Raw genomic sequence first — 12,613 nt, 5'->3', positions numbered from 1 at the left:
TAATTATTCACTTTTAGCTTTTAGGTAATCCATTTCAACGCGATTAGAGGCGTTTAGCAATTCATTTGCCACACGTTTAATGTCTTCTCTTGTAATTGAACGATAAATACTTAATTCATCGTTAATTAAATGTACATTTCCTTTTAACATGTAGTTTGTAGCTAAAGTGCTAGCAATATTTTCAACCCCAGAATTTGAGTTTACAAAATTGTTTTCAAATTTATTTTGAAGTTTTTGGTATTCTTTTTCAGAAATAAGTTCTGTTTGAAGTTTTACAATTTCTCCTTCCATTTCTTTTGCTAAATCATCTAAAGAAGTTTCTCCCATTGGTAAAGCTCCCATAATATAAGTTCCGTAATCTTCTTGAGAATCATTAAAAGCTAAAACTTGCAATGCTTTTTTCTCTTCAACTAATTTTTTATACATCCTTGAACTTTTTCCACTAGTTAAAATGGAAGAAACCATATCTAAAGCGTAGGCATCTTTATCTTTACTAGAAGGTGTTCTAAAAATAAATAATTTTATAGGAATCTGAATGTTAGAATCATATTCCGTTACTTTAGTAGCGGTTACAGGATCTTCCTGAATATGAACTCTTTCAATTGCTTCTCCTTTAGGAATGTCTCCAAAATAATCTTGAATCATTTTTTTTGCAGCAGGTTTTTCAAAATCTCCAGCTACAACTAATACTGCATTATTTGGTGCGTAGAATTTTTTATGAAATGCTAAAAATTCATCTAATTGTGCAGCATCTAAATCTTCCATACTTCCAATTACCGAATTTTTGTATGGATGTTTACTAAAAATATGCTGATTAATTCCTGTTCTGTAAATTATTTTACCATAAGGAGCATTATCAATTCTAGCTCTTTTTTCTTCTTTAACAACTTCGTTTTGTGTGTCAACACCATCTTGGTTAATTACTGGATGTAACATACGTTCAGATTCTAACCATAAGCCCAATTCTAAATTGTTTGAAGGGAAAGTTTCATAATAGTAAGTTCTGTCTTGAGTGGTATTTGCATTATTTCTACCACCATTTGCTGAAACTATTTTAAAAAATTCTCCTTTTGGAATATTTTCGGTTCCTTCAAATAATAGGTGTTCAAAAAAATGTGCAAATCCTGTCCTTCCTTTTACTTCATCTTTTGCACCAACATGGTACATTACAGATGTTGTTACCACTGGAGCAGAATTATCTTGATGTAAAATAACATGCAGTCCGTTTGGTAAATCATACTCTTCAAAATCTACTTTTTGTGCAAAAATACTAACACTTAAAAAGAGTGCCAAAAAGCTGAAATAATAATTTTTTTTCATAGGGTTTATAAAGTTTATAAAATTAAATAATACATAACAAGTCTATTTAGTTATGTTTTTGTTACAATTTTAAAATGAAAATAGTATAATAATAAAAGTATATTTTAGATTCATAGCAAAATTGAGTTTCAAATTTAGTAAACCTTTAATTGTTTTTAACTATTTTAATAGAAATTAACGAAACCTTAATACTTTTTTTATAAAGGGTTAAAAATGAGTGTTTTCTTAGAGTTAATTTTGTTTTGCTGAATAAGAAAAAAACTTTATATTTGCACCCGCCTTAATTGAAAAGGTAATTAATTATTAATAAAGCGAATAAAAACTATACGTATGTATGCAATTGTAGAAATAGCAGGGCAGCAGTTTAAAGTAGCAAAAGACCAAAAAGTTTTTGTGCATCGTTTACAAGAAGAAGAGGGAGCAAAAGTTTCTTTTGATAAAGTTCTTCTTTTAGATAATGAAGGTACAGTAACAGTTGGCGCCCCAGCTATAGAAGGAGCCGAAGTAACGGCTAAAATCTTAGGTCACTTACAAGGTGATAAAGTAATCGTTTTCAAAAAGAAACGTAGAAAAGGATTCAGAAAAAAGAATGGTCATCGTCAGGCTTTAACTGAAATTCAAGTTGAAAGTATTGCAGCAAGCGGTGCTAAGAAAAAAGCTCCAGCTAAAAAAGCAGCTCCAAAAGCTGAAAAAGTTGCAGAACCTAAAGCAGAAACATCGAACGATTTAAGTTCAATGACAGTTGCTGAATTAAAAGCTTTAGCTAAAGAAAAAGGGCTTGAAGGCTATACTTCTTTAAAGAAAGCTGAATTAATTGAAGCATTAAGCAAATAAGAATCACAATTTTAAAACCATAACATCATGGCACATAAAAAAGGAGTAGGTAGTTCGAAGAATGGTAGAGAATCAGAATCGAAACGACTAGGAGTAAAAATATTTGGTGGACAAGCTGCAATTGCAGGGAACATTATTATCCGTCAAAGAGGAACTCAACACCATCCTGGTGATAACGTATATATGGGAAAAGATCATACTTTACACGCAAAAGTTGACGGTGTGGTAAAATTCCAAAAGAAAAAAGACAACAGATCTTATGTTTCTATTGAGCCTTTTGAAGCTTAGGAAATAAATTTCTTTAAATTTTTAAAAACTCCCAAACTAGAAAATAGTTTGGGAGTTTTTTTATGAGCTTATTTTGTACATTTGTTACCTTATGCAATTTTTATATAACATACTTGTTTTTAAAGCTGGTTTACTGCTAAAAGTAATTGCGTTTTTTAATAAAAAAATAAAACTTTTTATTGATGGTCGTAAAGAAACTTTTGCTATTCTAAAAAATAATATTTCACCCTCAAACAAAGTAATTTGGATGCATTGCGCATCGCTTGGCGAGTTTGAGCAAGGAAGACCAATACTTGAAAATTTAAAAAAAATACACCCAAATAAAAAACTCGTTTTAACTTTTTTTTCACCTTCTGGGTATGAAGTTCGAAAGAATTATAAAGAGGTAGATGTAGTTTGTTATTTACCGTTAGATTCAAGAAAAAACGCACAACAATTTTTAGATATTGTACATCCAGAAACTGCAATTTTTGTAAAATATGAATTTTGGCCAAACCTTTTAAAAGAATTAAAAAACAGCAATGTTAACACCATTTTAATATCGGGTATTTTTAGAAAAAATCAACTATTTTTTAATTGGTATGGAGGTTGGATGCGGAAATCACTAAGTGCATTTTCACACTTTTTTGTACAAGATGAAATTTCTAAAAATCTATTAAATTCTATTGGGTTCACTAACGTAAGTGCTTGTGGCGATACTCGTTTTGATAGAGTTTATGAAATTACCAAACAAGATAACCAACTCAATTTTGTTTCAGAATTTAAAAATAACAACTATACATTAGTAGCTGGAAGTACATGGAAAGAAGATGAGGATTTATTGGTAGACTATATTAATAATAAGTCTTCTGAAAAAGAAAAGTTTATAATAGCTCCTCATAATATAAACGCAAACGAAATCCAGCAATTAAAAAAATCAATTTTAAAAAAAGTTTTTTTATATTCAGAAAAAGAAGAGAAAGAAAATTTAAATAATTATCAGGTATTAATTGTGGATACTATTGGAATTTTAACAAAAATATATAGTTATGCTGATATTGCATACGTTGGAGGTGGATATACAAAATCAGGAGTGCATAATGTTTTAGAACCAGCTACATTTGGAGTGCCAATTATTATTGGTCCAAATTATAATAAGTTTTTAGAGGCGAAAGAACTGGTTAATAAACAGGCTTGTTTTGTAGCTGATAATTCTCAAAAATTATCCGTACTTTTAACCGAATTTTTTAGAGATAATAAAAAAAGAATTAAATCGGGATCGCAATCATTAAATTATGTGATTGAGAAAACTGGAGCTTCAGTAAAAATTTTAAATTACTTAAAATGATTAGAGAAAAATTAGAACACTATTATTCGTATGTTTTTGAAAAAGAATTGTTAGATGAAATTGAACAGGTAGGTGTATATAAAAAATTACGCGAAAATGAGTTGTTGGTTGATTTAGGTGATCAAATGAAAGGAGTTCCTTTATTATTGGATGGTGCCATAAAAATTGTTAGAGAAGATAAAAAAGGTGAAGAAATTTTATTGTATTTCTTAGAAAGAGGGGATACCTGTGCAAGCTCATTTGCCAGTGCAATTTCAAATGGGAAATGTGGTATTAGAGCAATTGCTGAAAAAGAATCTGAAATTATTTTTCTTCCTAAAGAAAAATTAGATGAATGGCTCGTAAAATATAAATCATGGAGAAATTTTGTAATTGATAGTTACAATATTCGTTTAAATGAAATGATGGAGACTATTGATACTTTAGCCTTTATGAGAATGGACGAGCGATTGTATAAATACTTAACAGATAAAGCTCAAATAATGCGTGAAACTTCATTAAATACCACGCATCAGGACATTGCATATGATATGCATACATCTCGTGTTGTTATTTCAAGATTGTTAAAACAATTAGAGAATGAAGGAAAAATTAAGCTGCACAGAAATAAAATAGAAATTCTGGAATTTTAAGATATGTAACATTTGTTACAAAACAGCATAATTTATACGATACTTTTATAGTTATAACTAATTAAATAAATTATGGAATTTATTTCACAACCATGGGCTTGGTATGTTGCTGGACCCATTATTGCGTTTGTCATGTTTTTACTATACTATTTTGGCGAACGTTTCGGACTTTCATCAAATTTAGAAACTTTTTGTTCCATAGGTGGAGCTGGAAAATTTGTAGATTATTTTAAAATTGACTGGAAACAAAATACGTGGAACTTAATTTTTGTTGCAGGTGGAATTACTGGTGGATTTATAACTTCACAATGGCTTTCACCAACTGATACTGTAGCATTAAACCCACAAACTATTCAAGATTTAGCGGCTATCGGCATTCAAAATGCAGGTGATACTTATTTGCCAGATGAAATTTTTAGTATTGAAACAATGCTAACTTTAAAAGGATTTATAATACTACTAGTAGCTGGTATTATGGTAGGCTTTGGTGCACGTTGGGCAGGTGGTTGTACATCTGGCCATGCAATTGTTGGTTTAAGTAATTTGGAACTACCATCACTAATTTCAGTTATTGGATTTTTTATAGGAGGTTTAATTATGACCTGGTTTATTTTACCATTATTATTTTAAACAAAGAGTTATGAAATATATAAAGTTTTTTTTAGTAGGAATACTCTTTGGAATAGTAATGAGTAAAGCAGAAATAATTTCATGGTATAGGATATATGAAATGTTTAAATTCCAATCCTTCCATATGTATGGTATTATTGGATCTGCAGTAGTTTTAGGTATGATAAGTATGTTTTTATTCAGAAAAAAAATGGTGAAAACATTTGAAGGAGAAGAAATTCATGTGCCTCCCAAAAAAAGTGGTTTATACCGTAACTTGTTGGGTGGTATTTTGTTCGGATTAGGTTGGGCATTAGCTGGTGCCTGTCCTGGACCAATGTTTGTACTTATTGGAAAAGGTGTTGTATCTATTTTAGTGGTAATTTTTGGAGCAACTTTAGGCGCATTTTTATATGGTGCATTTAAAGATAAATTACCTCATTAATTGATTTTTTAAAATGAAGATTAACGAAATAGTTGATAATTGTTTTTCAGATATATTTGAGAAGCAATTACAAAATGAACTATGTAAATACGCAATTTTAAAGCACGCCGAACCTGATAAAATAATTTTAGAAATAAGAAGAGAAATTAAATTTATTCCTATTATTATTTCTGGAGTTGCAAAAGTAATGAGACGTGATGGAAAAGGAAACGGTATTTTTTTGCATTATTTATCAAATAATCAAACTAGCTCCATTGCAATTTCTTATGCTTTAGAAAATAAAAATAGCCAAATTAGAATTAAGGCTGAAAGCAATATTACTTACATTGCAATACCAGTAAAAATTGTAAATTCGTGGTTTGAAAAATACAGCTCCTGGAGATCCTATTTTTTAAAACAAAATCAAACGCAAACCTATTTTTTACTCGAAGTTATTAATGATATTGCATTTGAAAATTTAGAGTTTAGAGTGTTAAAATATATTGAACATACAAGTTTAATTTATAAGGAAAACACAATAAATAAAAAACATTTTGACTTAGCTAGAGATTTAAAAGTTTCAAGAGAAGCAATTTCAAGAGTATTGAAAAAGTTGGAAAAAGAAGATATTGTAACTTTGGGAAGAAATAAAATTACACTCAATTAATGCAGTTAAGAGATAAATTTGGTAGAAAAATTTCATATTTAAGGTTAGCAATTACTGATCGTTGTAATTTACGTTGCCAATATTGTATGCCAGCCCAAGGCATTAATATTGTAGACAGAAAAGACTTACTTTCCTACAAAGAAATGTACAGAATTATTAGAGTACTTTCAGAATTAGGTGTAGATAAGGTAAGACTAACTGGGGGTGAGCCTTTTGTGCGCAGAGATTTTGTAAACTTTTTAGAATCACTGTCTTTTAATGATAAATTACAAGAAATAAATATTACTACAAACGGCGCATTAATTTCTAATCATATTGAAAAATTAGAAGAGTTAAATATAAATGCAATCAATTTAAGTATAGATAGTTTGCAAAAAGAAAAATTTGCAAAAATTACAAGAAGAGATGTGTATGAAAATGTGTTTGATACGCTTTTAAAACTTGAAAAAAGTAAACTGAAATTGAAACTTAATATTGTAGTTCAATCAGGTTTTAATACCGATGAAATCATCGATTTTGTTGAATTGTCAAAAGAAAAAGACATTGCCGTTCGTTTTATTGAAGAAATGCCATTCAATGGAAAAGGACAAAGAGCTATGGAGGAGGTTTGGGATTTCAATAAAATTATAAATCTTATAAAAGATAATTATAAGGATATTGAAAACGTATTTTCAAAAAAAACATCTACCTCAAGAAATTATAAAATTCCAAATTATAAAGGAACTTTTGGGATAATTCCAGCATTTACCCGAACTATTTGCAACGATTGTAATAGAATTCGTATTACAGCTACAGGTATGTTTAAAAACTGTTTGTTTGATGGAGGTGTTTTTAATGTAAGAGATTTTATTAGAAATGGTGCAAGTGATGAAGAGTTAAAACAATTATTTATTTCCACCGTGCATCACAAACCAGAAAATGGTTTTGTGGCTGAAGCATCAAGAGATAATGATGTTTCAGAAAGTATGTCTACAATAGGAGGTTAATTTAATGAATAAAACACACGTAAAAATTTGCTGTATAAGTAGTGTTCAGGAAGCCAATTTAGCCATTAAATTTGGAGCTTCGGCTTTGGGTTTGGTTGGAAATATGCCAAGCGGGCCAGGTATTATTTCAGATAGTTTAATTGCTGAAATAGTTTGTGAGGTTCCTAAACATATTCAAACTTTTTTATTAACCAGTGAAACAAAAGTTGAAGAGATTTTAAAACATCATTCAAAAGTAAATACAACAACCATTCAAATTGTTGATGCTTTAACTGAAGGAACACATCAACAATTAAAAAACGAATTACCTACTGTTAAAATAGTACAAGTTTTGCACGTTTTAAATGAGAGCTCAATTGATGAGGCGCTGCAAATTTCGAAAAATGTGGATACTATTTTATTAGATAGTGGTAACCCAAATTTGAAAACCAAAGAATTGGGAGGGACTGGAAGAGTTCACAACTGGGAAATAAGTAAAAAAATAGTTGAAAGTGTGAATATTCCCGTATTTTTAGCTGGAGGATTAAATCCGTTGAATGCTCCAATAGCCATCCAAAAAGTACAACCTTATGGATTGGATTTATGCAGCGGTGTTAGAACACATGGAAAATTAGATGAATCCAAATTAAAAGCTTTCTTTCAAGCAATAAAACAATAATATAATGGAATTAACTACCGTAAAAGATGCTTTAAATATAATTTTAAATAATTCTGAAAACTTTGGAATAGAAGAGGTTGATTTTATAAATTCAGTTGGACGTGTTTTAAAAGAAAACATTGTTGCAGATAGAGATTTTCCTCCATTTAACCGTGTAAGTATGGATGGAATTGCTATTTCTTCTGAGGCTTTTAATAAAGGACAAAGAGCATTTAAAATAGAGGGAATTCAAGCTGCCGGAAGTCCGCAATTAACACTAAAAAATCCAGCTAATTGCATTGAAGCTATGACTGGTGCAGTGCTTCCAAATAATACGGATGTTGTAATTCAATACGAGTTATTAGAGATTAAAAATGGAATTGCAACGGTACATTTAGATGCAGTAAAAAGCTTCCAGAATGTTCATTTAAAAGGTTTAGATAGAAAAGAAAAGGATGTTTTAATTGTAAAAAACACGTTAATTTCTGCTGCTGAAATTGGTGTTTTTGCAACGGTTGGAAAGTCAACAATAAAAGTAGCAAAACAACCAAAAGTAATGATTGTTTCTACAGGTAATGAATTAGTGGAAGTAGCTAAAATTCCTGCTGAACATCAAATTAGAAGAAGCAATGTTTTTACATTAGTTTCATTGTTGGAAAAATTACATATTAAAGCAGATACAGCTCATATTTTAGATGATAAAAAAACATTGGAAACCAAAATTGCTTCGTTTTTAAATAACTATGATGTGCTGCTTTTTAGCGGGGCAGTTTCAAAAGGTAAATTCGATTTTATTCCTGAAGTTTTAGCTAATTTAGGTGTAGAAAAATTATTTCATAAAGTAAAACAACGTCCGGGAAAGCCATTTTGGTTTGGTAAAAAGGCGATAACTAAACAAGATAAAAACAATAAAATTGTGTTTGCTTTTCCTGGAAATCCAGTTTCAACCTTTGTAAGTTGTTTAAAGTATTTTTATCCTTGGTATTATAAATCAGTTGGGTTGAGTTTTGAAAATAATAAACAAGGAATTTTAAGTGAAGACTTTTATTTTAAACCTAATTTAACCTATTTTTTACAAGTAAAATTAGCTCAAAATGAAGGTAAATTATATGCTACTCCAATAGCTGGTAAAGGTTCTGGTGATTTGGCAAACTTGGTAGATTCAGATGCTTTTTTGGAATTGCCAGACAATCGTAGTAATTTTATCAAAGGAGAAGTATTTCCTTTAATTAATTATAGATAATTTAATAAAGGTCACTAAGCGGAGTTGAAGTGATACTAAAATTTTATAAAGTGATTTCGATGCCGCTCAACCACCAAAGTGAAACGTTTAATAACCTGTCATTGCGAACAAAGTAAAGCAATCTCATACTTATGGAAAATAAATTCACACATATCGGAGAAAAAAATCATCCCAAAATGGTAAATGTTGGTGATAAAAAAATCACCAAACGTAAGGCTATGGCTAAAGCAACTATGTTTTTGGGAACTGAAATAATTGCTCATTTTACTAATGATGAGTTAATTACTAAAAAAGGTCCAGTTTTTCAAACGGCAATTATTGCAGGAATTCAAGCGGTTAAAAAAACATCAGAATTAATCCCAATGTGTCATCCATTAATAATTAACGGAGTTGATGTTGATATTGAAGTAATAGATAACGAGCATATTGAAATTTTGTGTACGGTTGCTATTGAAGGGAAAACAGGTGTGGAAATGGAAGCTTTAACAGGAGCAAATATTGCAGCTTTAACGGTGTATGATATGTGTAAAGCAATTTCACAAAAAATGGTAATTAAAGAAGTAAAACTGCTCGAAAAATCTGGAGGTAAAAGCGACATTAAAAATGGCTAAACATCAAAAACACGCAAAATTAAAATTAAGAGATAACGATAATTTTGCACCTAACGAAATTTCAATTTTAGGAACAAAATGCAATGTTATATCAAATTTAGTACAACAGGTTTCTAACAATTTATCCGTGTATAAATTGGCTTATTTTGATGCTTCACATAACAATGCTATTGAAAAACAAACCGTTGAAAAATTTACATTTCATAATAAAGGAACTGCTGAAATTTTAATGCATTCTGAAGTAAATAAATTCAATCAACGTGTGCAGTTTGCTCAATACGATTTTGTTTTTATAAATGGAAATCATTACCAAGGAGCCAAACAAATTTTAATTTTAGACAATCAAAAAGAAGCTTCAGTTTTAAAAAGATTGGATCAGTTAAACAATGTTCAATTTATAATTAAACTGGCAGAAGACTCAATTTATTTTGACTTTTTAGTAAAAAAATATCCTCAAATAAAAAATCTGATGTGTTATTCTATTGATGAGGTTGAAAAAATTTCAAAACATATAGAAAATCTTATCAAACAAAAAATTGCTCCAATAAACGGTTTGGTGTTGGCTGGTGGAAAAAGTACCAGAATGGGAACGGATAAAGGAACTCTTAATTTTTATGGAAAAAACCAACGTGATGTTGCTATAGAATTGTTAGAAAACAACAATTTAAAAACGTATTTATCGGTTAGAGCAGCACAAGAAATTAGCATTGAAAACAAAATAATCGATAAGTTTATAGGTTTAGGACCGTTTGGAGCCATTTGTTCTGCGTTTCAAGAAAATCCTGATGTAGCTTGGTTGGTAATAGCTACCGATTTACCTTTTGTAACTAATGAAGTAATTCAATTATTGTTAAAACATAGAAATCCATCAAAAGCTGCAACTACAATAAAAGGAAAAGATAAACAATTTCCCGAGCCTTTAATTACCATTTGGGAACCAAAAAGTTATACACTCTTATTAAATTATTTAGCGCAAGGTTATTCTTGCCCACGTAAAGTTTTGATAAATTCTGATGTGGAAATTGTAGAAGTTGACGATTGTTTTATAAGAAATATTAATACTCCAGAAGAATTTAAAGCAGCCAAAAAAGAAATTAATGAGTAACATACTTCATATAGTAAATGGAGATAGTACTGCCAATATTTTAGAAAAAACAACCTTAAAAGGTGATATTATTATTTGGCGAGAAATTTTATGTGAAGGACCTTTGCATTTTGATGTTGGTAGCGATGATTTTTGGCTAAAACGCTATGCTTATTTTGAAACAGAATTAGGTGTTTCTAAATTAGAATACTTCGACAAAACTATTAAAGAGCTAATAAAAATTGAAGATTTAGAAGGCTATAGCGAAGTTGTTTTGTGGTTCGAATTCGATTTGTTTTGCCAGGTAAATTTAATGGCGTTATGTTCTTTTTTATTGAAGAGTTTTAGAAAAGATATTCTTTACTGTTTGGTGTGTACCGGAAAAGTAGAAGGTAAAGAAAAATTGCACTATTTGTCTGATTTTTCTGAAATAGAATACCTAAATCTTTATGAAAATAAGATTAGAATTTCTAAAAGTAATTTAACATATGCCACTGAATGTTGGAATGTATATGTTGAAAATAATTTTGAAAAGTTACAAGAATTCAACTTCAATAAAAGTAAAAAATTTTCGTATTTTCAAAAAGCAATTCATCAACATTTAAAGCGATTTCCATCAGAAAATGGCTTGAATGAAATTCAGTATAAAATTTTAGAAATTATAAATGCAGAAGCTTTAACTGAAAATGAAATAGTTCGTAATTTATTAATTTGGCAACAACAAGAAACCCTATATGGTTTTGGAGATCTTCAGTATTTTGAATATTTAAAAAAATTAAATAAATACATTAAAAAAAATGATTCCAAGTATTATTTAAATAACTTTGGGAAAACGGTTATAAAAAAGTAATGGATATTTCAAGCCAAGAATATTTTAAACGTCAAACTACTTTATCTGAAATTGGTAAAGAAGGACAAGAATTGCTTCAAAAAGCCAAAGTGTTGGTTATTGGTTGTGGAGGACTGGGAAGTCCAGTTGCAATTTATTTAGCAACAAGTGGTATTGGAGTACTTCATTTGGTTGATTTTGATACCGTTTCCGTTTCAAATTTACATCGTCAGGTTTTTTATAAAGTTGAAGATCTTAATAAACCGAAAGCTGAAATGCTTGCAAAAGCAGTTAAAGAAAGAGCTCCATTTACAAAAGTTTCGTATTCAAATAAGGCAGTTAATAAAAATTCAATATTAGAATTAATTTCCAGTTTTGATGTTATAGTTGATGGTACTGATAGTTTACCCATAAAATATTTAATAAATGATGCTTGTGTAATTTCAAAAAAACCTTTGGTTTATGGATCTTTATATAAATTTGACGGTTATGTTGCAACATTTAACATTTTAAATGGTGAAGGTGATTATTCTTGTAATTTACGAGATGCGTTTCCAAAAATAGCAACCAATATTCCTAATTGTGAAGAAGCTGGAACCTTAAATCCGATAGTTGGAATTATAGCACTTTTACAAGTAAATGAAGTAATTAAATTAATTACTAAAAAAGGAAAACCATTAATAAATCAACTTTTAATTTATAATGTTTTAGATAATTCACAATTAAAAATAAAATTAAAAAGAAATAAGTCGTTGATTTTTAAAGATATTTTCAAAAAAATTAATTACTTGAGTGAACAATGTGAAACACAGGATAGTTCGCTTTTAATCTCTTGTGATGAATTAAAAAGTAGGTTAAATGATGAAAATATTAAAATTGTAAGTGTTGTAAATGATATAAATGCTAAACTTCCTTTTGAAGTAGATCAAAAAATTCCCTACAAAACATTTAATGTAGAAGATTTTATTCCAGATTTTAAAAAATACTATGTTATTGTTTGTAAAAAAGGAATTACAAGTTATGATGTTACGTTAAAGTTAAAAGAAAAATATCCTTTAATTTCAGTTTTTAGTTTATTTGAAGGGATAGATAAATATGTTCAATAAATTTTAATTATTAAGG

Annotated in this window: 15 protein-coding genes; 14 read left to right on the top strand and 1 reads right to left on the bottom strand. The window is 29.2% G+C overall.

From position 1 onward, the window contains the following. Positions 1 to 3: 3 nt before the first annotated feature. Complete coding sequence (locus BX611_RS03105; RefSeq protein WP_115878017.1) at positions 4 to 1,320, bottom strand: M16 family metallopeptidase; 1,317 nt, start codon at positions 1,318 to 1,320, stop codon at positions 4 to 6. Between the two features lie 330 nt (positions 1,321 to 1,650). Between BX611_RS03105 and rplU the strand changes: the two genes are divergently transcribed. From rplU to BX611_RS03035, 14 genes are all read left to right on the top strand, one after another. After that, on the top strand, positions 1,651 to 2,154 hold the full coding sequence (rplU, locus tag BX611_RS03100) for a 50S ribosomal protein L21 (RefSeq protein ID WP_115878016.1): 504 nt from the start codon (positions 1,651 to 1,653) through the stop codon (positions 2,152 to 2,154). 27 nt (positions 2,155 to 2,181) lie between these two features. Further along, positions 2,182 to 2,442, top strand: coding sequence for a 50S ribosomal protein L27 (gene rpmA, locus BX611_RS03095; protein ID WP_068208058.1), 261 nt, complete (start codon positions 2,182 to 2,184; stop codon positions 2,440 to 2,442). A 91-nt stretch (positions 2,443 to 2,533) separates the two neighbouring features. After that, positions 2,534 to 3,769 (top strand): 3-deoxy-D-manno-octulosonic acid transferase, encoded by a 1,236-nt coding sequence (locus BX611_RS03090; RefSeq protein WP_115878015.1) that lies wholly within the window; start codon positions 2,534 to 2,536, stop codon positions 3,767 to 3,769. Then, positions 3,766 to 4,401, top strand: coding sequence for a Crp/Fnr family transcriptional regulator (locus tag BX611_RS03085; protein WP_115878014.1), 636 nt, complete (start codon positions 3,766 to 3,768; stop codon positions 4,399 to 4,401). The genes BX611_RS03090 and BX611_RS03085 overlap by 4 nt, the downstream gene beginning before the upstream one ends. Positions 4,402 to 4,473: 72 nt before the next feature. After that, the gene (locus tag BX611_RS03080; RefSeq protein ID WP_115878013.1) at positions 4,474 to 5,031 is read left to right on the top strand and encodes a YeeE/YedE family protein; all 558 of its coding nucleotides are present in this window, start codon (positions 4,474 to 4,476) and stop codon (positions 5,029 to 5,031) included. A gap of 10 nt (positions 5,032 to 5,041) precedes the next feature. Then, positions 5,042 to 5,455, top strand: a complete 414-nt coding sequence (locus tag BX611_RS03075; RefSeq protein ID WP_115878012.1) for a DUF6691 family protein — start codon at positions 5,042 to 5,044, stop codon at positions 5,453 to 5,455. Positions 5,456 to 5,468: 13 nt separating this feature from the next. Further along, complete coding sequence (locus tag BX611_RS03070; RefSeq protein ID WP_115878011.1) at positions 5,469 to 6,101, top strand: Crp/Fnr family transcriptional regulator; 633 nt, start codon at positions 5,469 to 5,471, stop codon at positions 6,099 to 6,101. Further along, positions 6,101 to 7,087, top strand: a complete 987-nt coding sequence (gene moaA, locus BX611_RS03065; RefSeq protein WP_115878010.1) for a GTP 3',8-cyclase MoaA — start codon at positions 6,101 to 6,103, stop codon at positions 7,085 to 7,087. The genes BX611_RS03070 and moaA overlap by 1 nt, the downstream gene beginning before the upstream one ends. A gap of 4 nt (positions 7,088 to 7,091) precedes the next feature. After that, complete coding sequence (locus BX611_RS03060; RefSeq protein WP_115878009.1) at positions 7,092 to 7,745, top strand: phosphoribosylanthranilate isomerase; 654 nt, start codon at positions 7,092 to 7,094, stop codon at positions 7,743 to 7,745. Positions 7,746 to 7,749: 4 nt separating this feature from the next. Next, positions 7,750 to 8,967: a molybdopterin molybdotransferase MoeA gene (locus BX611_RS03055; protein WP_115878008.1), complete on the top strand. Its 1,218-nt coding sequence runs from the start codon at positions 7,750 to 7,752 to the stop codon at positions 8,965 to 8,967. Between the two features lie 131 nt (positions 8,968 to 9,098). Next, positions 9,099 to 9,578 carry a cyclic pyranopterin monophosphate synthase MoaC gene (moaC, locus tag BX611_RS03050; protein ID WP_115878007.1) on the top strand — a complete coding sequence of 160 codons (480 nt, stop codon included), beginning with the start codon at positions 9,099 to 9,101 and terminating at the stop codon, positions 9,576 to 9,578. Then, positions 9,571 to 10,683: an NTP transferase domain-containing protein gene (locus tag BX611_RS03045; protein ID WP_115878006.1), complete on the top strand. Its 1,113-nt coding sequence runs from the start codon at positions 9,571 to 9,573 to the stop codon at positions 10,681 to 10,683. The genes moaC and BX611_RS03045 overlap by 8 nt, the downstream gene beginning before the upstream one ends. After that, positions 10,676 to 11,512, top strand: a complete 837-nt coding sequence (locus BX611_RS03040) for a DUF1835 domain-containing protein (protein ID WP_115878005.1) — start codon at positions 10,676 to 10,678, stop codon at positions 11,510 to 11,512. The genes BX611_RS03045 and BX611_RS03040 overlap by 8 nt, the downstream gene beginning before the upstream one ends. Then, complete coding sequence (locus tag BX611_RS03035; protein WP_115878004.1) at positions 11,512 to 12,597, top strand: HesA/MoeB/ThiF family protein; 1,086 nt, start codon at positions 11,512 to 11,514, stop codon at positions 12,595 to 12,597. The genes BX611_RS03040 and BX611_RS03035 overlap by 1 nt, the downstream gene beginning before the upstream one ends. Positions 12,598 to 12,613: the final 16 nt, after the last annotated feature.

Origin of the sequence: Lutibacter oceani, from assembly GCF_003384935.1 — a bacterium.
GTDB classification, from domain to species: Bacteria; Bacteroidota; Bacteroidia; order Flavobacteriales; family Flavobacteriaceae; genus Lutibacter; species Lutibacter oceani.
The sequence above is the reverse complement of the archived record's forward strand: the minus strand, read 5'-3'. Positions and strand labels throughout refer to the sequence as shown.

Coding starts and splice junctions, on each gene's coding strand:
- BX611_RS03035 (WP_115878004.1), top strand. CDS start 11,512: ATGGATATTTCAAGCCAAGAATATTTTAAACGTCAAACTACTTTATCT.
- BX611_RS03075 (WP_115878012.1), top strand. CDS start 5,042: ATGAAATATATAAAGTTTTTTTTAGTAGGAATACTCTTTGGAATAGTA.
- BX611_RS03070 (WP_115878011.1), top strand. CDS start 5,469: ATGAAGATTAACGAAATAGTTGATAATTGTTTTTCAGATATATTTGAG.
- BX611_RS03040 (WP_115878005.1), top strand. CDS start 10,676: ATGAGTAACATACTTCATATAGTAAATGGAGATAGTACTGCCAATATT.
- rpmA (WP_068208058.1), top strand. CDS start 2,182: ATGGCACATAAAAAAGGAGTAGGTAGTTCGAAGAATGGTAGAGAATCA.
- BX611_RS03090 (WP_115878015.1), top strand. CDS start 2,534: ATGCAATTTTTATATAACATACTTGTTTTTAAAGCTGGTTTACTGCTA.
- BX611_RS03105 (WP_115878017.1), bottom strand. CDS start 1,320: ATGAAAAAAAATTATTATTTCAGCTTTTTGGCACTCTTTTTAAGTGTT.
- BX611_RS03045 (WP_115878006.1), top strand. CDS start 9,571: ATGGCTAAACATCAAAAACACGCAAAATTAAAATTAAGAGATAACGAT.
- moaC (WP_115878007.1), top strand. CDS start 9,099: ATGGAAAATAAATTCACACATATCGGAGAAAAAAATCATCCCAAAATG.
- BX611_RS03060 (WP_115878009.1), top strand. CDS start 7,092: ATGAATAAAACACACGTAAAAATTTGCTGTATAAGTAGTGTTCAGGAA.
- moaA (WP_115878010.1), top strand. CDS start 6,101: ATGCAGTTAAGAGATAAATTTGGTAGAAAAATTTCATATTTAAGGTTA.
- BX611_RS03055 (WP_115878008.1), top strand. CDS start 7,750: ATGGAATTAACTACCGTAAAAGATGCTTTAAATATAATTTTAAATAAT.
- BX611_RS03080 (WP_115878013.1), top strand. CDS start 4,474: ATGGAATTTATTTCACAACCATGGGCTTGGTATGTTGCTGGACCCATT.
- rplU (WP_115878016.1), top strand. CDS start 1,651: ATGTATGCAATTGTAGAAATAGCAGGGCAGCAGTTTAAAGTAGCAAAA.
- BX611_RS03085 (WP_115878014.1), top strand. CDS start 3,766: ATGATTAGAGAAAAATTAGAACACTATTATTCGTATGTTTTTGAAAAA.